The organism is Cupriavidus sp. HPC(L) (assembly GCF_000307735.3).
Taxonomy (GTDB): Bacteria; Pseudomonadota; Gammaproteobacteria; order Burkholderiales; family Burkholderiaceae; genus Cupriavidus.
Genome location: NZ_AMPR02000001.1, coordinates 125,047 through 143,788 on the forward strand (window position 1 = coordinate 125,047; position 18,742 = coordinate 143,788).

The following is an 18,742-nucleotide window of genomic DNA, read 5'->3' on the forward strand; positions in this document are numbered from 1 at the left end:
CAATTCCTTGCAGGCGGTCAACATGCCCATTCAGATCCGTGACGAAGTACCAGCCGACATCCCGACGATCGAGGCGGTCGTCGGCGAAGCATTTCGCAGCGCGACGCATGCCAGCGGCACCGAGCCGCTGATCGTCAATGCGCTGCGCGCGCGAGGACAGCTGTCGATTTCACTGGTCGCCACGGACGCCGACCAGATCGTCGGCCACGTTGCGGTGTCACCCGTTGCAATTTCCGACGGCAGCGAGAAATGGTATGGCCTGGGACCGATCGCGGTACTTCCCGCATGGCAGGGAAAGGGCGTCGGCTCCCTGCTGATGAACGCGGCACTGGACGCGCTTCGCCGGCAAGGCGCACGGGGCTGCGTGGTGCTCGGCGAGCCTGGCTACTACGGACGCTTCGGCTTCGTTTGCCGCGCGGATCTCGTCTTGCCCGACGTGCCGCCGGAATACTTCCAGGCGGTGCGCTTGGAAGGGGGCTGGCCGACGGGGACGGTGCAGTATGACGAGGCGTTTTGGGTGACCGGGTAGCCTGCGTGCGCCTGCGCCAACAGGAGCGAGACATGAAAGGAAGCTGCCTCTGCGGCGAGATCGAATATGAAGCCCGGGCATTGGCCGGTCAGATTGTCCATTGCCATTGCCGCAAATGCCGAAAGGCGCATGCCGCTTCCTTTGCCACGACGGCGAGGGTGGATCGGACCGATTTCCAGTGGCTGAAGGGAAAACCGTTTCTCGGCTCGTTCGAGTCATCGCCTGGCAAGCTGCGCCATTTTTGCAAGCAATGCGGCAGCCACCTGATGGCTGAATGGATCCATCAGGATCAGGTCATCATCCGCGTTGCGACGCTGGACGAAGATCCGGGCCAGCGGCCGGCCGCGCATATCTGGGTGTGCGAGCAGGCCGAGTGGTTGGCGGATACGGAACTGACGCGGTCATTCGACAAGACACCGCACTGAGTTCTTGCGGCGGCTGGGTGTATTGTTCGTGAAGATGGACGATCTGCCAGGTGCCAGCGCGGACGAGCCGCTGTTCACCTGCGTACAATGCCGGGCTCCACCCCTGAGATGATCCCGTGAAGAAAACTGACCTCGAAAAGAACAAAGGCCTGAAGATCGCCAACAGCATGAAGCAGGCAGGCGCCAAGCGCGGCGGCCCGGCGCCGAAGACCGAGCGCCGCGGCGCGGCCGCCAAGACCGGACTGCTCGGCAAATTGCTGGGAAAGGCGGTGCCGCCGGAGAAGTCTGAAGACTGAAGAGCCGTGCCGGCGCCCTGTTCCACCGCCGCGTTCACCGACCGCGGCAAGGCGCTTTCTTGCTCAAGTATCCTGTCTTCTGTGCCGTTGAACTGACTTTCGATTGTCTCGCCGTGATGCCTGGCGGCATTCCGTTCCTTCATTATCTGTCAGTCCGACGTTGTCACCCTATGCGTATTGCTATCGCCGTTCTTTTCTCTGCTGCTCTTTTGGCTGGATGCGCGTCTGAAGTACGCGAAAGGATAGCCAGCAACTACGGTAGAGTTGGCGCGGCAGCAATAAGGCAAGGTGATTGGGACACTGCGCGCCGGGCCTTTGCGCGCGTGACAGTGAATGCGGATCTTGCCGAACTTCCTGCTGCCCGTAGAGCCCTCGCGCACTACGAATACGGGCGTTCATTGGGTGTCACCTGTTATTTCGACAGAGCCGAAGAGGAACTGAAGACCGCCTTCGAGTTGGACAAGCAAGCAGGCCAACCTCTCTATCTATCCTTGGTCGAATTAGCCCGTTTGAATCTCGATCAGGGCAAGTACTCGCAGTCTGCTGCGTACTTCGAAAGGGCTATACCGTTGCTGGAGGCGGCCGGTGTCGCCAAGGAGGCGCCGATGGGGTATGCCGATATCCTGGAGGAATATGCGCGCACCCTTTCTGGAATGGGCCGGACAGCGGATGCTCAGTTATCCGTTGGCCGTGCAACGACGCTCCGAAAAGGCGTGCCAGGGTAACGCTCGATTACAGACCGAACACCCTACGGAAAATTCTGTAGCAAGCATTGAGCGCAGGTGACGTGGCCAAATTCGTCATGGCGCAGCGAACACCAATGAGCGATGCAGCGCTACCGCCGCCATCACTCCATCCGAGCAGGCCCACGTCACGCTGTGCGCGCCTCGGGTGATGTCACCGGCTGCATAGACTCCGTCCACCGTGGTCGCCTTCAGATCGTCTGTCTGGATAATCGACCCGAACGGCGTCTCGTGCGACTCGCAACCAAGCTGTTGGGCGATGTGGCTATTCGGATGATTTCGAGGGCCGATGTACAAGGCGTCGATTTCAGTCATACGGCCGTCCGTTAGTTCTACCGTCGACAGCGCTGTCCCTTCGCCATGCAAGGCCCTGATCCTTGCTGATTCGATGGTGACGCCACGCTTCTGGAGCTCGGCCAGCACGCCATCGTCCGGTTGCGGCTCGCCATTCAGATAAAGCGTAGTCGGTCCCCATTCGGCAATCAGCATGGCCTGATGGACCGACATCGGCGACATGCTGAGCACGCCCAAGCGCTGGCCACTGAATTCGAAGCCATGGCAGTACGGGCAATGAATCACCGATTTGCCCCAGCGTTCTTTCAGTCCCGGCAGGTCGGGCAGTTCGTCCGAGATGCCATAGGCGAGCACCAGCCGGGCGCCTTCCACTACCTCTCCATTCGCCAGCGTCACCGAGAAGGCGCCCAATTCTCCGGACGCGCCGATGGCCTTGCCCTCGATAAACGTCGTGGTGGGATAGGCGGCGACCTGCTGCCGCGCGGTCGCGAGCAAGGCGCCGGGATTGCTGCCGTCCTGCGTGAGAAAGCCGTGCGAATGCGTGGCAAAGCGATTGCGCGGGGCGCCCGCATCGATGATGCAGACCGATCGTCTTGCCCGCGCGATATAGGTGGCGGCCGACAGGCCGGCGAAACTGCCGCCGATCACAATGGCGTCATACCGCATGGACGTGCTCCAGATCGTGGCGGCCGCCGCGGGCGACCATCCGTTGGTGGAAATCGGCGCTCAGCATGGCCAGCGTGACCTCGCCCAGCCGCGCCAGCAACAGCGCTTGCGCGTCGTTGAAGGCCTGGTCGAGCGCGGCATTGACGGCCTGCTCGACCAGGCAACCGGGCGACTCGGTCCGATTGCCGATGGCGAGCAGCGAGGGGCAGCCGAGCGCGGTGTAGACGTCGCGCAGCGTGACCGTGGACAGGTCGCAAGCGAGCGTCCAGCCGCCGCCGTGTCCCTTTTCCGAGCGCACGTAGCCCTGCTCGCGCAGGCCCACCATGACGCGGCGAATGACCACGGGATTGGTGTCCATCGCCTTGGCGAGGACCTCGGAGGTGACCGGACCATCGTGCTCGGCCATGTGCAACAGGACGTGGAGTACGCCTGACAGTCTGCTATCGCGTTTCATGAAACTTATGGTGTTACATGAAACGCCGACTGTCAAGGGGCTGTTGCTGCGTTGGCAAGACCGCGGTCGCTATCTCGTCGTTCCCGCGAAAGCGGGAATCCAGCGTCGTTGCAAGCCACTCGATCCCCGCGTTCGCGGGGACGACAGTGCTTGTCGGCGATTCGACTACGTTCGGATTGCCTGCCGACGGATCAGATCCACTGGTCGTTCTGCACAGTCCGTTCGCCGCCTTCTTCACCGGTATTGCGCACGCCGCGCGGCTCGATCAGCAGCAATTTCACTTCTTCGGCGGCAAAGGGCTTGTGTTCGATGCCCTTGGGCACCACGGCCATCTGGCCGGCGCGCAGCACGATCGCACCATCGCGAAGGTCGATTCGCAATTCGCCGTCGAGGACGATAAACGTCTCGTCGGTATCGGCGTGCGTATGCCAGATGAAATCGCCTTTGAGCTTGACGACCTTGAACTGGTAGTCATTCATTTCGGCAACGACGCGGGGCTGCCAGTGGCCGTCGATTTGCCCGATCTTGCCGATCAAATCGATGGCGGTGCCCTGGCCGCGGGTGGCCGGGGCCGCGTGATTGTTGGCTTGCATGAGTGCTCTCCATGGATGCGGAGAGCACAGCGTAGGCGGATGCTGCGGCGGCGTCTTGAACGATTGTGCGAGCCGGATTGGCGCGCAGAATCAGCGGCCGCCGGCGGCGCGCACCATGCCCAGCCACCTGGCCGGGGGAATGCCGTACGCCTTGGTGAAGTGCCGGGTCATATGGCTCTGATCGGCAAAACCGGCGGCGGCCGCGCAGTCGGCCAGCCCGACGCCGCTCTGCATCAGCCGGCGTGCCGTCTCCAGGCGCCGCATCGTCAGGTAATGGTAGGGACTGGTGCCGTAGAACGTGCGGAAATCGCGCGACAGGCTCCAGCGGTCGCGTCCGCAGGCGGCGGCCAGCTCTTGCAGCGTGACGATGCGATGCGACGAGGCATGCAGATAGTCGCGCGCGAGCTGGGCCGCCCGGAAGTCGCAGGAGGAGCGCAGCGGCCTGGCACCGGAAGCGGCGTCGAGCGCCAGCGCAAGCTCGACCATGCCGTCGTCCTGTTCCAGCGGATCGAGCCGCGTATCCGGCTGCTGCAGCAGCGCCGCGGTGGCCGCGAACAAGCGCGGGTCGTCGCTGATGCCGCCTTCGATGAATGGCAGCGGCTTGCCGCCGAGCACCGCCTGGAATACCGCGGGCTCGATATAGAGCATCCGGTAGCGAAAGCCCTCCTCGGTACCGGCCTGTCCGTCGTGCGGCTCGTCCGGATGCAACACGATGGTCTTGCCCGGCAGGCTCGCGCGCAGGCTGCGCCGATATTGGAAGCATTGCACGCCGGCCAGCGTGCGGCCGATCGCGTAGGTATCGTGCCGATGCATCGAGTAGGCATTGCCGGTGAGGAAGGCCTCGATGCGCTCGACGCCTTGCGCCGGCTCGGCGCGATGCACCCAATCGGGGCGTTCGGCACGGCGTGTTGTCATGACGGGAAATGGTTTCAAGCGGCAATGATGCGCGGCATTGTCTGCAGAATGTATAGCCTTGCGCCCGCACCTGCAATCCGCTGTAATCCCGGGGGCTTCCTGTTCCCGCCGCCGAATAACAACCGAATAAAGAGACAAGCGAACCCGCCATGTTGAAAACCCGAATTGGCATTCTTGCCCTGGCGATATCCGCCCATGCCGTTCCCGCCTTTGCCCAATCCGCTGTCAATCGCGACGAATTCTATTGGCTGGGCGAGATCAACAAGGCCACCACCGTCATCAATACCGATGAGGGGCTATTGGACAAGTCGCTCGCACCGCGCATTGCATCGGGCATCGTCAAGGTGCTGGAGGACGGCAATCGGCCCGGCGGCAAACGACCGTCTACGGTGATTACCTTCGAGCCCTTGCTGATCCAGGCGGCCGGCGTCGAGGTGACGCTGCTGCATGCGGGGCGGTCGAGCCAGGACATGCACGCGACCTACCGCGCGGCGATCCTGCGCGACCACCTGCTGAGCCTGGCCGACCAGTTGAACAGGACGAGCCGATCGCTGGTGTCGCTGGCCGAGAAGCACGCCAATACCATCGTGCCGAACTACACCAATGGCGTGGCGGCGCAGCCTAACAGCCTCGGCCACTATCTGCTGGGGCATGCTGCCGGACTGGAACGCGACGCGCAGCGGATTCGCGAGGCCTATGCGCGCATCGACCGATCGCCGATGGGCACGACGGTATTGAACGGCACCAGCTGGCCGCTGAATCGTGCGCGAATGGCCGACTATCTCGGCTTCTCCGCGATCGTCGACAACGCCTACGACGCCGCACAGATCTCCTCGACGGAACAGCCGGTGGAAGTGGGTGCGATCGTCACCAGCATTGCGCTGCATGCGGGCAATTTCATCGAGGACGTGATGACGCAGTATGCGCAGTCGCGTCCGTGGATGCTGTTGCAGGAGGGCGGCAGCAATACCTACGTGTCCAGTGCGATGCCGCAGAAGCGCAATCCCGGCCTGCTCAATACAACGCGCCGGCACGCCTCGACCGCGGTCACGCTGGCGATGGGACCGGTCATCCAGGCGCACAACATCACGCCCGGAATGGGCGACGCCAAGGAGGTCAAGCCCAACAGCGACATGGTCCAGAGTGCGATCCGCGTGCTGCAGGGCTGGGACAAGATCCTGAACGCGCTGGTGATCAGCCCGGAGCGCGCGCTGGAAGAACTGAACAGCGACTGGACCGCCTCGCAGGAACTGGCCGACGTGCTGATGCGCAAATACAAGCTGCCGTTCCGCGTGGGCCATCATTTCGCGTCGGAGGTGGTCGATTACGCGAAGGCGAACAATATCCGGCCCAGCGAATTTCCATATGCGCAGGCGCAGCGCATCTATGCGGAAGCGGTCAAGGGTCAGGGGCCGGCGCAATTGCCGATCAGCGAAGCGGAATTCCGCGCCACGCTCGATCCGGTGGCGATCGTTCGCCATCGCGCCACCGTCGGCGGCCCGCAGCCCGCCGAAATGGAGCGGATGCTGAAGGCCGCGAAGCAGACGTTGGCGCAGCAGGATGCCTGGATTAAGGAAAAGCGTGGCCGGATCGATGCATCGCTGGCCCGGCTGGATCGGGATTTCGGCAAGCTGGCCAAGGCCGCGAACTAGGTTGGGGGGCGGTGTTGATCGGATGAGATCCGTTCGATCAACCGCTGCGCATCGAATGGCGCCTTGACCTTCATGTCGTTATCGAAATAGCAGTACACGTCGCGCCGCGCCGCCTTGCGTGCCTTGATGTCAGAAATGCGCTGGGCGTCGTCCGGTTCTCCACCGCGGCCCCACGCGCTCAGGCGATCGGCCCAACGATCGAGCGCGGGATCCGAATAGGAGCCGCCATACAAGGTCTCCGTGCCGTGCAGCCGCAGATAGACGAAATCCGCGGTCACGTCCTCGACGTAGGGCCAGTCCGCCACCGCATCGGAGACCACCAGCGCCACCCGATGCTTGCGCAGCAGCGCGGGGAATTCCGGCGTGCAGAAACTGGCGTGACGGATCTCGATGGCGTGGCGCAGCCGGCGTTTGCGCGTCGGCTCGAACCACGGTTGCTTGACGCGGCCATCGTGCTCCCGGGCGAGCTTTCTCGCCTCCTCGGTATTGCGAGGCAGCATCGCCAGGAAGCGCTCCAGCCGTTCGGGTTTGAAGCTGAAATTCGGCGGGAATTGCCACAGGAAGGGCCCCAGCTTTTCCTGCAACGCCAGCACGCCGGAGGCAAAGAAGTTCGCCAGGGCCGGGCGCGCCTTTTCGTCGCGGAAGCGCAGCATATGGGTCAGATAGCGCGGCCCCTTGACGGCGAAGACGAAGCCCGGCGGCGTGGCCTCGTACCAGGCACGGTAACTGCCGATGGTCTGCAGCGAGTAATGCGAGCCGTTGATCTCGATGGTGTCGACCGCGCGCGCGGCGAATTCGAGTTCGCGCGCCTGGGCCAGTCCCTTCGGATAGAAGACGCCACGCCAGCCCTCGTAGCGCCATCCCGAGATGCCGATTCGAATAGTCATCGGATTGCGCCGGCGGCGGCCGATTCGCCTTGCGTCGTGGCGATGGCCTCGCTGGGCGACGAATGATCGATATGGACGATCATAGGCCGAATGCGCGCAACCAACAGGTGCCGCGACATCCACCGTGCGCGTAGGAACCGGCCTACGCGAGTCTCCGTTGCCGACCGATCCCTGCCGCGCGGCATGGCCCCTACATTGCACTTAAGCCGCAGCCGATCACGGCAACGCGCGGCAATTGCCAGGAGCTGGGTTATGTCGTTTGCACTATTCCTGATTGGACTGTTGATCCTCGTCGGCGGCATTGCGTGGGGCCTGATCACGGCCGGCGTGCCGGAGACCTATGTGGCCATCGCCTGTGTGATCGTGCTGGGCCTTGGCATCATGGGCGCGGTGTCGCGCACCCGTACCAAGGACCCGTCATAGCGCATCAGGCGCGGCCATTCCGCGCGGATCCGTGCGATTCGGATGAATGGGGCGCCTGCCGCAACGGCGGCGCCACCGTCCGGACCGCCGCCGCGCGTTGGCTCAACCACATGCTGGCGAGCACCAGCACCATGCCGGCCAATTGCGGCGCGCTGAGCCACTGATCCAGCAAGCCCCATCCCAGCAGCACCGCGCTCAGCGGGCTGAGAAATCCCAGCGACGCTACCACCGACGGTTCCAGCCGCGCGATGCCGCGAAACCACAGCACATAGGTCAGCGCGGCGCCGATCAATCCCAGATAGAGAAAGCCCGCCACGTTGGCCTGCGTCAGCTGCCCGAGCGGTGGCTCGATCCACAGCGCCACCGGCAGCAGCAACAGGCCCCCCGCCACCAGTTGCCATGCGGTGAAGGTCAGCGCGGACACGGGCGGTTGCCAGCGGCGCGTCAGCACCGTGCCGAGCGCCATCGATGCTGCGCCCAGCAGTCCCGCGGCCACGCCGGTGGCGTCCAGCGCGGCCTTCGGCGTCAGCACCAGCAGGGCCACGCCCACCATGCCGCCCATCGCGGCGATCACGGCAACGGGCCGGATTGCGGTGCCGAGCAGCAGCCGGGAGAACAGGATCACGATCAGCGGTTGCACGGCGCCCAGCGTCGCGGCCACGCCGCCCGGCAAGCGATAGGCGCTGACGAACAGCATCGCCCAGAACACCGAGAAATTCAGTGCGCCGAGCACCAATACGCGCAGCCACCAGCCGCGCTGCGGAAATTGGCGGACCCACAGCAACAGCAGCAGGCCGGCGGGAAGGGCGCGCAGCATGGCTACCGTCAGCGGATAGCCGTCGGGCAGCAGGCCCGTCGTGACGACATAGGTGCTGCCCCAGATCGCCGGGGCCAGGCCCGTCAGCAGCAGGTCGGTGGTGCGGTTCATGGTACGTGCCTCAGGCGAAATCCAGCACTTCGGCCAGCGGCCGGCGCGGCTTTTGCGGCCAGTTGCCCGGCGCCGCGTGGCCGACCGCCACCAGAATGGCTGGCACCTCGTCCGGGGCCAGCGCGAATTCACGGGCCACGCCCTGCGGATCGAAGCCGGTCATCGGGCCGGTCGCCAGGCCCATGCCCTGCGCGGCCAGCATCAACGTCGCGGCGCCCAGCGAGGCGGTGCGGATCGCTTCGTCACGCCGGCTCTGCGGCTGCTCCAGATATTGGCCGCGCGCCGCATCGACCCAGCCCTGCACCATGCCGGCCGGCATCAGGCCGGCTTCGACCATTGGCTGCAAGCGCTGCGCCAGCGTGTCTGGATCGGCCAGCACGCCGCAGACGATAAAGACGACCGCCGCATCGGTGACCTTGGGCTGGTTCCACGCGACCGCGCGCAGCCGTGCCTTGGCCGCGGCCGTCCGGACCGCGATAAAGCGCCAGTTCTGCAGGTTGTAGGCGGTGGGTGCCCGCGTTGCCAGCGCGGTCAGTGCTTCGATCTGCGCGTCGGATAGCGGTCGTGAGGCATCGAAGAAATTTGCGGAGATGCGTTGCTCGATGGCATCGATGACGGGATGGTTCATGGTCGTTCCGGCTCCAATCAGGGCGTTGAATGTCGTCGCATTGGGTTCGGCGCGATGGCCGTTTATTCACGGTTCAAGATTAATCGCCGTCCTCGCGCGTTGAAATATGCGATATGCTCACCACAATATTTACTGGCGGTGAATAATCGGGGCGAGTCGACCGTGGACCATTTGACGGCACTGCGCGTATTTCGGGAAGTCGTCGAGCGCAACAGCTTTGCCGCGGCGGCGCGGCGGCTTTGCCTGTCGCCCGCGGCGGTCAGCAAGAACATTGGCGAGCTGGAAGCGCATCTGTCGACGCGGCTGCTCAACCGCACCACGCGCCGGCTGAGTCTGACCGAGGCCGGCCAGCAGTACTACACGCAGATTGCACAGATCCTTGACGACCTGGACGAGGCCGACCGCGCGCTCGGTCCGATGCAGAGCGAGCCGACCGGCACGTTGCGTGTCAGCGCGCCGATGTCGCTGACGTTGACGCAATTGGCCGATGCGATTCCGCAGTTCCTCTGTCGCTATCCGCAGCTGTCGCTTGACTTGCGGCTGGACGATCGCCGCGTCGATCTGGTCAAGGAGGGCTTCGACGTCGCGATACGAGGCACGGACAAGCTGGAGGACTCGAGCCTGGTCGCGCGCAAGCTGATGTCGATGACGCACGTGCTGTGCGGCGCGCCGGCCTATTTCGCGCGCCATGGCGTGCCCGATTCTCCCGAGGCCCTGCGCCAGCACGAATGCGTGCAGTTCAGCCTGTCCGGCCACGCGAGGCTATGGAGCTTTCGCAAGGCGGGAGGGCGGGGAGACGTCGAGGGCGGCGTCCAGGTCGACGTGCCGATCGATGGCCGCTACAAGGTCACATCGAGCCTCGCGGTGCGCGAGGCGCTGCGGGCGGGATTCGGCATCAGCCTGATTCCGCTGATCTATGTCCGCGAGGATATCGAAGCCGGGCGGTTGGTCACCGTATTGAACGAATGGACCGCCGTCGAGACGCATGTCTATGCCGTCTATCCATCCCGGCGGTATCTCAATTCGAAGGTGCGCGCCTTCGTCGATTTCTTGATCGAGACGCTCGGCTGAATGGTGGAGGACTGCCCTCCAGGCTGCCTCAAGGCTGGCGCGCGTAGCTGACGGTCAGCATTTCCCATTGGTGCCCGTCGGGCTCGTTCCAGTAGACGATGCGCCCGCCTTGCCAAGTGTCGACCGCATGATCGACCGGGCCACGGACCCTGCTGCGGTAGGCAATGCCGGCCGCCTGAATGCGCTGCAGGATGCGGTCGAATTCGTCTTCGCTGACCCGGAAGCAATAGTGAATGCGCGGAAACGGCTCGTCCCATTGATCGAAATCGAGCGTCAGGCCGTCGTTCAGGTAGACCGGGCAGAACGGCCCAATGCCGGTTTCCGACCACGGCACGCCCAGCAGCTCCGCCACTTGCTTCGCCGCCGCGATCTTGTCGCGCGCCGGCACCATCAGGTGATCCAGTTCGATCGTCATCGTGGTCTCCGTTCTGGCGCGGCACGATGGCTGCGCATCGCGCCTGCGACCCTTAACCTGCGTTCAAGGCAGCCATGCCGCGGGGGGAGGGCAAGCCGTCCTAGACTGGCTTCGTCCTGTCCGATCCCACCAGAAAAGGCTGCGCCCCATGATCCGTCTTCCTTCCTTGCGCCGGCTTTGCGCCTGCCTGGCGCTGACCGTCGTCGCGCCGCTGGCGAGCGCGCAGTCGGCATCCTCGACGAGCGCCGGCTACCCGGAACGCCCGATCCGCTTGCTGCTGGGCCAGGCCGCCGGAGGCGCCGTCGATACCATCGCCCGCATGCTGGCCGAACGCCTCGGCGCCACGCTGCGGCAGCCCGTGGTGGTGGAGAACCGGCCCGGTGCCGGCGCAATGATCGCGGCGGAGGCGGTGGCGCGCGCGCCGGCGGATGGCTACACGCTGGCGCTGCTGGACGAAGGCGCGCTGACCGTCAATCCGGTGCTGCAAAAGAAGATCGCCTACGACGTCCTCAAGGATTTTAGTTACCTCGGCACCGTTGCGCGTATCCCGCTGGTGATGGTGGCGCACCCGTCCTTGAACGTCGCGACGCCGGACGATTTGACGCGCTACAGCAAGGCAAATCCGTCGGCATTGAGCTATGCGTCGGCGGGCGTCGGCAGCCCGCCGCATCTGGCCTTCGAGGCCTACAAGCAACAGTCGGGCGCCGTCGTTGCGCATCTGCCCTACCGCGGCGGCGCGCCCGCGCTGGCCGATGTGGTGGCCGGGCACGTGCATCTGACCTTTATCGACACCAATCTGGGCAGCCAGTATGCGAAGACCGGGCGCGTCAAGCCGATCGCGGTGTCGACGCGACAGCGCAGTCCCTTGCTGCCCGCCGTGCCGACGTTCGAGGAGGCAGGCCTGAAGGGATTCGAATTTGCCCCATGGGTCGGGGTCGTGGGCCCGGCCGGGTTGCCGGCCCCGGTGGTCGAGCGTATTACGCAGGCGCTGCAGACCGTGCTGGCGGACCGCGATTTGCTGGCACGCGTGCGAGGCAGCGGCTTCGAGCCCTTCGCCACCGGCAGCGCGGCGTTCGCGATGCTGGTCCGGCACGACCTCGAGGCGCGCCGCACGCTGATTCGCGAACGCCATATCCGGCTCGAAAACTGAGCCGTCGCGACCCCCGCGCCCCTCGTCAAATCGTCAATCGTCGACTGCTCCCTCCCATGACCAAAACCCTGTTGCTCGATGCCGTCCCCGGCGCCAACGCCGGCGCCGATCTCGATACCTTCGTCGATGCCTGTCTGATCCTTGCCGCCCAAGGCCATGCCGCGGGCTTGGCCGGTCAGATCACGATGCGTGACGCCCAATCCGGCGGTATGGTCACGCTCGCGCTCGGCACAGGGATGGAAGAGGCCAGCCCGGCCAATGCGCTGCTGGTTGACGCGGAACTGAACACGCTGCAGGGCAAGGGCAGGGCCAATCCCGGCGTGCGTTTCCACAGCTGGATCTATCGGCACCATCCGCAGGTCAAGGCGATCGTCCATACCCACCCGCCCGCGCTGTCGGCGCTGTCGATGCTGGGCATCCCGATGCCGGTCGCGCACATGGATGCGGCGATGTTCCACGACGATTGCGGCTTCCTGGCGCACTGGCCTGGCGTGCCGACCGGAGACGACGAGGGAGAATTGATCTCGGCCGCGCTGGCCGGCCGGCGCACGGCTTTCCTCGTCAATCACGGCGCGGTTTGCACCGGGGCGACGCTGCAGGAGGCGGTCTACCTGAACGTGTTCGCCGAGCGCAACGCGCGCATGTGCCTGGATGCGCTGGCCGCCGGGTCGTTGCAGCCGGTCGATCCGGCCGCCGCCCGCGAGGCGCACGACTTCCTGTTGCAGCCTGCGATCGTCAATGCGACGTTTGCCTACTGGGCGCGCCAGGCGAAGGCCGCGTTGCGTCGCTGATCCGCGGTTGATCGGTGGCCGCTATCGCGTCGCGATACGCGCCGCCGCCGACTCGATCGCGCGGATCGCGCGGCTGACCGCCTGGGTCGGCGTCGCGCCGCTGCGGTGGATCAGCACCACATGGCGATGCAGATTGGCCCCTTCGATGGCAAGCCGGTGCAGCCCGCGCGCCTTGATGGCGATGTCGGGCAGATCGCGCGGCAGGATCGTGGTGCCGACGCCCTGCATCGCCAGGTCGAGCGAGACGCTGACCGAATTGCTCTCCACCGCGATCGATAGCGGCCCCGGCAATTCGCGGTCGATCACGCGCCGCAGCGCGTAGGGCCGCGGCGGCACGATCAGCGGCCGTTGCGCCAGTGCGCCGACGCTTAGCGTTGCCGGGTCCGGTGCACCCGGCTCGCGGCTATAGGCGGCGATCTGTTCGATGCACAGCCGCCGCAGCGCCACGGTGTCGGTATCGACGGCGAGGTCGTAGACCAGCCCGATATCGGCATGGCCGCGCTCGACCCGCTCGACCACATCGGGCGAGCTGGCGTTGAACACGCCGAGCGTGATGCGCGGATGCGATGCGCGCAGCGATGCGACCACCTGCGGAACCAGATAGGCCGCCAGCGTATTGACGGTGGCGATCGTCACGCGCCCATAGCCGCCGGCCGAGGTCTGCCGCGCGACGTCCAGCGCGCTGTCCACCATGCCGAAGCCCTGATCGATCTCGCCGACCAGGCGTTCTCCCAGCGGCGTCGGCCGCATGCCGCGCCCATGCCGGTCGAACAACGGTGCCCCGAGGAAGGATTCCAGCGCGGCTACCTGCTTGCTGACGGCGGCCTGCGTGATGCCCAGCGAAGCAGAGGCGGCGCGCAGCGATCCGGCGCGCGCAACGGCGAGAAAGGTGCGAAGCAGGCGATCTTTGTCTTGCATCGAGCGGGGGCGCTGTGAGTATCTGCCGGAGCACGTGCTCCATGGCGTCTGCATTGGAATCGATTCAACCGGCGCTGTCCATCGGGGCGCGTGCTATGGTTGCGCCAACGCTCCTTCGATCCATGCCTGCCGGCCAATTCCAGCTCCTCCCTTGTGCGCTGCCGGGCGTGCTCGCCGTCCAGGCCAGCTCGCGGCACCGCTTTGCCCGCCATACGCACGAACAGTTCGGCATCGGCGTGGTCGAGCGCGGCGCGCAGCGTTCGGCCAGCGGGCGCGGCGAGGTTCAGGCGGTGGCGGGGGACATCATTACCGTCAATCCCGGCGAGGTGCACGACGGCATGCCGCTGGACGAGGCCGGGCGCTCGTGGCGCATCCTGTATTTCGATCCCGAGGTCGTCGCGCCGGTCTGTCACGATGTGAGCGAAGGGGCCGCGCGGCTCGGGGAATTCCTGCAGCCGGTGCTCTGCGATCGGTCCTCCGCCGCCGTCTTCCTGCAATTGTTCGATGCGATGACCGGCGGCAATGCAGACGATGCGGCCTTGCGCCGCGACAGCCTGCTGCTGATGCTGCTGGCGCGGACGATGGATTGCCGGCACGGCGGGAGAGAGCACGAAGGCACCCCGGCGACCATCGCCCATGCGCTGGCACGGATCGACGACGACCCTTCGGTGCCCGTGTCGCTGGACGATCTTGCCAACGCCAGCGGCCTGAGCCGCTTCCAGGTGCTGCGCGCCTTTACCCGTGCCACCGGGCTGACGCCGCATGCCTATCTGGTACAGCGGCGGATCGATCTCGCCCGCCGCCTGATCGCGCAGGGCGAGCCGCTGGCCGACGCGGCGCTCGGCAGCGGGTTTGCCGACCAGAGCCATATGACGCGCATCTTCGTGCGCAAGTACGGCCTGTCGCCCAGCGCCTATGCCGCCATCGCCACCGGCCAATCGTCGCGCTGATGGGCATCGTCTGAAGACCGGCTCCCGCGCCGCTGCAATTTCGTTCAAGACGCCTGCCATGCCGCCGCCTAGCCTTAGGCATCCAACGATGCGGAGGCGGCCATGTCCGGCAAAACCGAAGGTTATTTCTATCTGGCGCTGGCCATGATCCTGGTCGGCAGTACTGTCATTGCCAGCAAGGTCATCGCCGCCGGGCTGCCGCCGTTTACGGCGACGGCGTTGCGCTTCGCCATCGCGTTGCCCGGTTTCCTGCTGCTGATGAAGCTGACCGGCACGCGCCTGCCCGCCATCGGCCGTGGCGACCGGCTGCTGCTGGTCCTGCAGGCCGTCGCCGGCAGCGTCGGCTATACCACCTTGCTGATCTCCGGCCTGCGGATGACATCGGCCGCGGACGCCGGCGTGATCATCGGCACGCTGCCGGTGGTATCGGCGCTGGTGTCGATCGTCCTGCTGAAGGAGCGTCCCGGTGTCGCCTTGCTGCTGGCCATTGGGTTGGCGACCGCCGGCGTGGTGGCGGTGGCGGTGCCGGGCGGAGGCGGCGACAGCGGTCGGGGCACGTGGCTCGGCAACGCGTTGGTGATGGGCGCGGTGTTCTGCGAGAGCCTGTTCATTCTGCTGAACAAGCGGCTGCGCCAGCCGCTGCAGCCGCTGGCCCTGTCGACCGTGATGACGGCAATCGGCCTCGCGGCATCGATCGTGCCCGCGCTGATCGAGGCGCCATGGCGGCATGGGTTGCCGAGCGGCGCGCTGACCGCGGTGCTGTATTACGCGCTGGTGCCGACCGTGGCGGGCTTCGTGCTGTGGTACGCGGGCTCGGCCCGCACCAGCGGCACCGAGGCCTCGCTGTTCACGGCGCTGGCGCCGATATCGGCCGTCGCGATGGCGTTCCTGCTGCTGGGCGAGCCGGTCGGCGTCAGCCAACTGACCGGCATCGCTTGTGTGGTGGTGGCCGTGCTGAGCCTGGTGCTGGTCGGCAAGCGCAATCCCGGCAGGCCGCGCACGGTGGCGCGCCGGGAACGCGGGTTCGACCGCGATTGCGACCGCCGCTGCGACCGCAAGTGCGAGCTAGCGCAGCGGCCGTGAGCGCGCGGCGCCGTCCGCGGGCATATACGCCCGCGGCGTCGTGCCGAGGTAGCGGCGGAACATCGCGATAAAGCTGCTGACGCTGGCATAGCCCAGATCGATCGCAATCGTCGTGACGCTGTGGCCCGCCGCCAGGCGCTCCATCGCCGCCAGCAGCCGCATCTGCTGCCGCCACTGGACGATCGTCCATCCCGTTTGGGCCTGGAAGCGCCGCGTCAGCGTGCGGCGGCTCATGCCGATGCGTGCGGCCCAGCCATCGAGATCGGTGTTGTCGTCCGGCGCGGCTACCATCCGCGCCGCCATCCGCGCGAGGCGAGGCTCGCGCGGCATCGGCAGGAACAGCGTCTGCGCCGGTTCGCGCGCGAACGCATCGGCGAACACCGCGAGGTAGTGCTCGAGGGCCGTGCCGGTGGGCGCCTCATCGCCGGTCAGCGCCGCGAGCAGCGCGTCCAGCAGCGGCGACAGCCTTGCCACCTTGACCGTGTCCGGCATCGCGGCACGGCTCCACGCGCCGTCGAAATACAGGCCGGTGCCGGCCATGCCCCCCTGCACCCTCGCGCCATGCATCATTCCCGGTGGGATCCACGCGATGCAGCCGGTCGGCATGACCCAGCGGCCGCCCTCGGCCTCGATGGCGACCACGCCGGACCGGATCGTGAACAGCTGCCCCTGGTCATGCCGATGCCGGCGGCGCTCGCGGATGCCGGCATGCGACAGCTGGCGGATTTGCTTCAGCGACACGATAGATCGAATGGTGGCCCGATTGGAATATCGCCTGGCATTCTAGCGTTAGCGGGCAAGATGGGTCGGCTCTAGACTGGCTGCATCGCCAACACCACGGAGCCATTCGATGTCATCTGCCACGCCATCCCGATCGCTTGTCCGCAACCGCGGAGGCCGCGCATGAAGCCGGAAACCATGCTGCCGGACCATATCGATACCGTGCAGGCCAACGGCATCACCGTACGCAAAGGCAGTGTCGGCGCGTTCCTGGCGAGCTGGCGGGTGCTGTCCAATCCGTCGCAGTCCGACGACAGCCGTGCCGCGGCGAGGGAAGACCTGATCGCGCTGCTTCCGGCGCTGACCGCGCTGGGTCTGTTCGATGTGTTCGAGGCCCGCGATCCGCGACTGCGCGAGCTGATCGCACAAGGCCGCGGCGGCGCGTGAGCGCCCGCCGCGGCCTCATGCCCGCCGGGTGCGGATGCGGTTGCCGCTGAAGATCAGACCAGCGTCAGCCGCACGTCGATGTTGCCGCGCGTCGCGTTCGAGTACGGGCAGACCACGTGAGCCTTGTCCACCAGCGCCTGCGCGGTGTCGCGCGCGACGCCGGGAATCGCGATCTGCAGTTCGACCTCGATGCCGAAGCCGGTGGGGATCTGGCCGATGCCGACGTTGCCGGTGATCGTGGTCTCGGCGGGCAACGCGATCTTCTCGCGGCCGGCGACGAACTTCAGGGCGCCAAGGAAACAGGCCGAGTAGCCGGCGGCGAACAGTTGCTCGGGGTTGGTGCCCGGACCGCCGGCGCCGCCCAGTTCGCGCGGCGTACTGAGCTTGACCTCGAGCGCGCCATCGGACGAGACGGCACGGCCGTCACGGCCACCGGTGGCTTGGGCTTGGGCACGGTACAGGACTTTTTCGATCGACATGGTTGGCTCCTTCAGGTTGATGGCTTGGTTGTTACTGCAACATAGTGCGCTATTACATAGCGCGCGATATAAATTCGTCAAAACAAGACGGCGTCGTTGCCCCTTGCGGCTCAGTCCGCCGCGCTTTGGGCGATCTTCGCCGTCACGCTATCGAGCTTGCGCTTCAGGCCGGTCAGTTCCTCGACGCTGCACGCCGACGCGCACAACACCGACTCCGGCACCTTGCCGGCCTGCGTCTTCAGCGCGCGGCCGGCCTTGGTCAGGCTGACGATGACCTGCCGTTCGTCCGCTGCCGCCCGTGCCCGCGACACCAGCTGCTGGGTCTCGAGGCGCTTGAGCAGCGGCGTCAGCGTGGCCGAGTCCAGATTCAGCTGCGCGCCGATTTCCGATACCGTCAAGCCGTCCCGCTCCCACAGCACCATCATCACCAGGTATTGCGGGTAGGTCAGGCCCAGCGGCCGCAACAGCTTGCGGTACAGCTTGTTCAGCGCCAGCGAGGCCGAATAGACCGAGAAGCAGAACTGCCGGTCCAGCAACAGCGCGGTGGCAGGGTCGATTCGGGAGTTGGCTGCGGCGTTCATGGAACGGAATATAGATCGTGCGCGATTGAATAGCAAGAAATTTATTTGCTGGTACCGAAACATTGTTCCAAGCGCGCATGCCAACGTCCTCGTGTCCCCGCGCAGGCGGGGACCCAGCGGCTTCGAAAGACGCTGGATTCCCGCCTTCGCGGGAATGACTCGGTGGAATGCGAGTTCGGCCAGCGCACCTCGCTCGTCTCGATTCTCTCCCGTCAGCTCGCCACCTCCATCAGCGCATCGACCACCACGACGCCATCCGGACTCGCCATCACCGGATTCAGGTCGACCGAGCGGATTGCCCCGGCGGCGGCGTGGACCATCCTGCCGACCGCCACCGCGGTGCGGCACAGCGCGGGCATGTCCACGGCCGCTTCGCCTCGCACGCCGGCCAGCAGCGGCGCGATGCGCAGGGCCTGCAGCGCGCGGGCGACGTCCTCTTCCTCGCAGGTGGCCAGCAGTACCGCGGTGTCGCGCAGCACCTCGACATACTTGCCGCCGTCGCCGACCACCAGCACGGCGCCGAACACCGGATCCCAGTGCGCGCCGATCATGCATTCGCGCTGGCCGCGCACCATCTTCGCGACGATGACACCCTCGGCCTCGACACCCATGCCGGCCAGCGTGGCCATCTGGCGATCGAATGCCGCGACAATCGAAGCGGCGTCATTGCAGCCGAGTGCCACCAGCCCGTGTTCGCTCTTGTG

25 protein-coding genes are annotated in these 18,742 nt (G+C 65.9%); 12 read left to right on the forward strand and 13 right to left on the reverse strand.

The window, feature by feature from the left end:
- The first annotated feature begins 22 nt into the window (after positions 1-22).
- From B551_RS00490 to B551_RS00505, 4 genes are all read left to right on the forward strand, one after another.
- Complete coding sequence (locus B551_RS00490) at positions 23-529, forward strand: GNAT family N-acetyltransferase (RefSeq protein WP_006576650.1); 507 nt, start codon at positions 23-25, stop codon at positions 527-529.
- Between the two features lie 32 nt (positions 530-561).
- Positions 562-954: a GFA family protein gene (locus B551_RS00495; protein WP_006576651.1), complete on the forward strand. Its 393-nt coding sequence runs from the start codon at positions 562-564 to the stop codon at positions 952-954.
- Positions 955-1,070: 116 nt separating this feature from the next.
- A complete protein-coding gene (locus tag B551_RS00500) occupies positions 1,071-1,250 on the forward strand; it encodes a hypothetical protein (protein WP_006576652.1) in 180 nt (59 codons plus the stop codon).
- 59 nt (positions 1,251-1,309) lie between these two features.
- Complete coding sequence (locus B551_RS00505; RefSeq protein ID WP_253281308.1) at positions 1,310-1,975, forward strand: hypothetical protein; 666 nt, start codon at positions 1,310-1,312, stop codon at positions 1,973-1,975.
- A gap of 75 nt (positions 1,976-2,050) precedes the next feature.
- Here the strand turns inward: B551_RS00505 and B551_RS00510 are convergent, their stop codons facing one another.
- The 4 genes from B551_RS00510 to B551_RS00525 form a co-directional block, all read right to left on the reverse strand.
- Positions 2,051-2,953: an NAD(P)/FAD-dependent oxidoreductase gene (locus tag B551_RS00510; RefSeq protein WP_006576654.1), complete on the reverse strand. Its 903-nt coding sequence runs from the start codon at positions 2,951-2,953 to the stop codon at positions 2,051-2,053.
- Entirely contained in the window at positions 2,943-3,407 is a 465-nt protein-coding gene (locus tag B551_RS00515) for an Rrf2 family transcriptional regulator (RefSeq protein ID WP_006576655.1), read from the reverse strand. The genes B551_RS00510 and B551_RS00515 overlap by 11 nt, the downstream gene beginning before the upstream one ends.
- A gap of 191 nt (positions 3,408-3,598) precedes the next feature.
- Positions 3,599-4,000 (reverse strand): cupin domain-containing protein, encoded by a 402-nt coding sequence (locus B551_RS00520; RefSeq protein ID WP_006576656.1) that lies wholly within the window; start codon positions 3,998-4,000, stop codon positions 3,599-3,601.
- 90 nt (positions 4,001-4,090) lie between these two features.
- Positions 4,091-4,915, reverse strand: a complete 825-nt coding sequence (locus tag B551_RS00525) for an AraC family transcriptional regulator (RefSeq protein ID WP_006576657.1) — start codon at positions 4,913-4,915, stop codon at positions 4,091-4,093.
- A 149-nt stretch (positions 4,916-5,064) separates the two neighbouring features.
- On the opposite strand from B551_RS00525, the gene B551_RS00530 reads away from it, so the two are divergent.
- Entirely contained in the window at positions 5,065-6,567 is a 1,503-nt protein-coding gene (locus tag B551_RS00530) for an argininosuccinate lyase (RefSeq protein ID WP_006576658.1), read from the forward strand.
- On the opposite strand, the gene B551_RS00535 is transcribed toward B551_RS00530, so the two are convergent.
- Positions 6,564-7,454, reverse strand: a complete 891-nt coding sequence (locus tag B551_RS00535) for a DUF72 domain-containing protein (protein WP_006576659.1) — start codon at positions 7,452-7,454, stop codon at positions 6,564-6,566. The genes B551_RS00530 and B551_RS00535 overlap by 4 nt on opposite strands.
- Before the next feature lie 252 nt (positions 7,455-7,706).
- Here B551_RS00535 and B551_RS26375 point away from each other — a divergent pair, with 252 nt between their 5' ends.
- A complete protein-coding gene (locus tag B551_RS26375; RefSeq protein ID WP_006576660.1) occupies positions 7,707-7,877 on the forward strand; it encodes a hypothetical protein in 171 nt (56 codons plus the stop codon).
- A 4-nt stretch (positions 7,878-7,881) separates the two neighbouring features.
- Here the strand turns inward: B551_RS26375 and B551_RS00545 are convergent, their stop codons facing one another.
- Both B551_RS00545 and B551_RS00550 read right to left on the reverse strand, forming a co-directional pair.
- A complete protein-coding gene (locus B551_RS00545) occupies positions 7,882-8,805 on the reverse strand; it encodes an EamA family transporter (RefSeq protein ID WP_023263289.1) in 924 nt (307 codons plus the stop codon).
- A gap of 10 nt (positions 8,806-8,815) precedes the next feature.
- Positions 8,816-9,433, reverse strand: a complete 618-nt coding sequence (locus B551_RS00550; RefSeq protein WP_006576663.1) for a nitroreductase family protein — start codon at positions 9,431-9,433, stop codon at positions 8,816-8,818.
- Between the two features lie 162 nt (positions 9,434-9,595).
- Here B551_RS00550 and B551_RS00555 point away from each other — a divergent pair, with 162 nt between their 5' ends.
- Complete coding sequence (locus B551_RS00555; RefSeq protein ID WP_023263290.1) at positions 9,596-10,504, forward strand: LysR family transcriptional regulator; 909 nt, start codon at positions 9,596-9,598, stop codon at positions 10,502-10,504.
- A 28-nt stretch (positions 10,505-10,532) separates the two neighbouring features.
- On the opposite strand, the gene B551_RS00560 is transcribed toward B551_RS00555, so the two are convergent.
- Positions 10,533-10,919, reverse strand: coding sequence for a VOC family protein (locus tag B551_RS00560; RefSeq protein WP_006576665.1), 387 nt, complete (start codon positions 10,917-10,919; stop codon positions 10,533-10,535).
- 148 nt (positions 10,920-11,067) lie between these two features.
- On the opposite strand from B551_RS00560, the gene B551_RS00565 reads away from it, so the two are divergent.
- Both B551_RS00565 and B551_RS00570 read left to right on the forward strand, forming a co-directional pair.
- Entirely contained in the window at positions 11,068-12,069 is a 1,002-nt protein-coding gene (locus B551_RS00565; RefSeq protein ID WP_006576666.1) for a tripartite tricarboxylate transporter substrate-binding protein, read from the forward strand.
- A gap of 56 nt (positions 12,070-12,125) precedes the next feature.
- On the forward strand, positions 12,126-12,860 hold the full coding sequence (locus tag B551_RS00570; RefSeq protein WP_006576667.1) for an aldolase: 735 nt from the start codon (positions 12,126-12,128) through the stop codon (positions 12,858-12,860).
- Positions 12,861-12,881: 21 nt separating this feature from the next.
- Here B551_RS00570 and B551_RS00575 read toward each other — a convergent pair whose 3' ends face one another.
- A complete protein-coding gene (locus B551_RS00575; protein ID WP_006576668.1) occupies positions 12,882-13,778 on the reverse strand; it encodes a LysR family transcriptional regulator in 897 nt (298 codons plus the stop codon).
- A 122-nt stretch (positions 13,779-13,900) separates the two neighbouring features.
- Here B551_RS00575 and B551_RS00580 point away from each other — a divergent pair, with 122 nt between their 5' ends.
- Together B551_RS00580 and B551_RS00585 are read left to right on the forward strand one after the other, a co-directional pair.
- On the forward strand, positions 13,901-14,728 hold the full coding sequence (locus tag B551_RS00580) for an AraC family transcriptional regulator (protein ID WP_006576669.1): 828 nt from the start codon (positions 13,901-13,903) through the stop codon (positions 14,726-14,728).
- Between the two features lie 102 nt (positions 14,729-14,830).
- Positions 14,831-15,811, forward strand: a complete 981-nt coding sequence (locus B551_RS00585) for a DMT family transporter (protein ID WP_006576670.1) — start codon at positions 14,831-14,833, stop codon at positions 15,809-15,811.
- On the opposite strand, the gene B551_RS00590 is transcribed toward B551_RS00585, so the two are convergent.
- On the reverse strand, positions 15,794-16,552 hold the full coding sequence (locus B551_RS00590; protein WP_006576671.1) for a helix-turn-helix transcriptional regulator: 759 nt from the start codon (positions 16,550-16,552) through the stop codon (positions 15,794-15,796). The genes B551_RS00585 and B551_RS00590 overlap by 18 nt on opposite strands.
- Before the next feature lie 162 nt (positions 16,553-16,714).
- On the opposite strand from B551_RS00590, the gene B551_RS00595 reads away from it, so the two are divergent.
- Positions 16,715-16,978 (forward strand): hypothetical protein, encoded by a 264-nt coding sequence (locus B551_RS00595; RefSeq protein ID WP_006576672.1) that lies wholly within the window; start codon positions 16,715-16,717, stop codon positions 16,976-16,978.
- Between the two features lie 53 nt (positions 16,979-17,031).
- Here the strand turns inward: B551_RS00595 and B551_RS00600 are convergent, their stop codons facing one another.
- From B551_RS00600 to B551_RS00610, 3 genes are all read right to left on the reverse strand, one after another.
- Positions 17,032-17,457, reverse strand: a complete 426-nt coding sequence (locus tag B551_RS00600) for an organic hydroperoxide resistance protein (RefSeq protein ID WP_006576673.1) — start codon at positions 17,455-17,457, stop codon at positions 17,032-17,034.
- Between the two features lie 110 nt (positions 17,458-17,567).
- Positions 17,568-18,038 carry a MarR family winged helix-turn-helix transcriptional regulator gene (locus B551_RS00605; protein ID WP_006576674.1) on the reverse strand — a complete coding sequence of 157 codons (471 nt, stop codon included), beginning with the start codon at positions 18,036-18,038 and terminating at the stop codon, positions 17,568-17,570.
- A 212-nt stretch (positions 18,039-18,250) separates the two neighbouring features.
- The coding region (locus tag B551_RS00610) for an acetate--CoA ligase family protein (RefSeq protein WP_043436504.1) at positions 18,251-18,742 on the reverse strand (492 nt) is incomplete at its 5' end.

Bases quoted from the DNA above. Each gene is read 5' to 3' on its own strand.
- B551_RS00490 (WP_006576650.1), top strand. From the start codon at position 23: ATGCCCATTCAGATCCGTGACGAAGTACCAGCCGACATCCCGACGATC.
- B551_RS00560 (WP_006576665.1), bottom strand. From the start codon at position 10,919: ATGACGATCGAACTGGATCACCTGATGGTGCCGGCGCGCGACAAGATC.
- B551_RS00510 (WP_006576654.1), bottom strand. From the start codon at position 2,953: ATGCGGTATGACGCCATTGTGATCGGCGGCAGTTTCGCCGGCCTGTCG.
- B551_RS00535 (WP_006576659.1), bottom strand. From the start codon at position 7,454: ATGACTATTCGAATCGGCATCTCGGGATGGCGCTACGAGGGCTGGCGT.
- B551_RS26375 (WP_006576660.1), top strand. From the start codon at position 7,707: ATGTCGTTTGCACTATTCCTGATTGGACTGTTGATCCTCGTCGGCGGC.
- B551_RS00530 (WP_006576658.1), top strand. From the start codon at position 5,065: ATGTTGAAAACCCGAATTGGCATTCTTGCCCTGGCGATATCCGCCCAT.
- B551_RS00600 (WP_006576673.1), bottom strand. From the start codon at position 17,457: ATGTCGATCGAAAAAGTCCTGTACCGTGCCCAAGCCCAAGCCACCGGT.
- B551_RS00585 (WP_006576670.1), top strand. From the start codon at position 14,831: ATGTCCGGCAAAACCGAAGGTTATTTCTATCTGGCGCTGGCCATGATC.
- B551_RS00595 (WP_006576672.1), top strand. From the start codon at position 16,715: ATGAAGCCGGAAACCATGCTGCCGGACCATATCGATACCGTGCAGGCC.
- B551_RS00550 (WP_006576663.1), bottom strand. From the start codon at position 9,433: ATGAACCATCCCGTCATCGATGCCATCGAGCAACGCATCTCCGCAAAT.
- B551_RS00570 (WP_006576667.1), top strand. From the start codon at position 12,126: ATGACCAAAACCCTGTTGCTCGATGCCGTCCCCGGCGCCAACGCCGGC.
- B551_RS00580 (WP_006576669.1), top strand. From the start codon at position 13,901: ATGCCTGCCGGCCAATTCCAGCTCCTCCCTTGTGCGCTGCCGGGCGTG.
- B551_RS00495 (WP_006576651.1), top strand. From the start codon at position 562: ATGAAAGGAAGCTGCCTCTGCGGCGAGATCGAATATGAAGCCCGGGCA.
- B551_RS00575 (WP_006576668.1), bottom strand. From the start codon at position 13,778: ATGCAAGACAAAGATCGCCTGCTTCGCACCTTTCTCGCCGTTGCGCGC.
- B551_RS00565 (WP_006576666.1), top strand. From the start codon at position 11,068: ATGATCCGTCTTCCTTCCTTGCGCCGGCTTTGCGCCTGCCTGGCGCTG.
- B551_RS00545 (WP_023263289.1), bottom strand. From the start codon at position 8,805: ATGAACCGCACCACCGACCTGCTGCTGACGGGCCTGGCCCCGGCGATC.
- B551_RS00605 (WP_006576674.1), bottom strand. From the start codon at position 18,038: ATGAACGCCGCAGCCAACTCCCGAATCGACCCTGCCACCGCGCTGTTG.
- B551_RS00515 (WP_006576655.1), bottom strand. From the start codon at position 3,407: ATGAAACGCGATAGCAGACTGTCAGGCGTACTCCACGTCCTGTTGCAC.
- B551_RS00525 (WP_006576657.1), bottom strand. From the start codon at position 4,915: ATGACAACACGCCGTGCCGAACGCCCCGATTGGGTGCATCGCGCCGAG.
- B551_RS00520 (WP_006576656.1), bottom strand. From the start codon at position 4,000: ATGCAAGCCAACAATCACGCGGCCCCGGCCACCCGCGGCCAGGGCACC.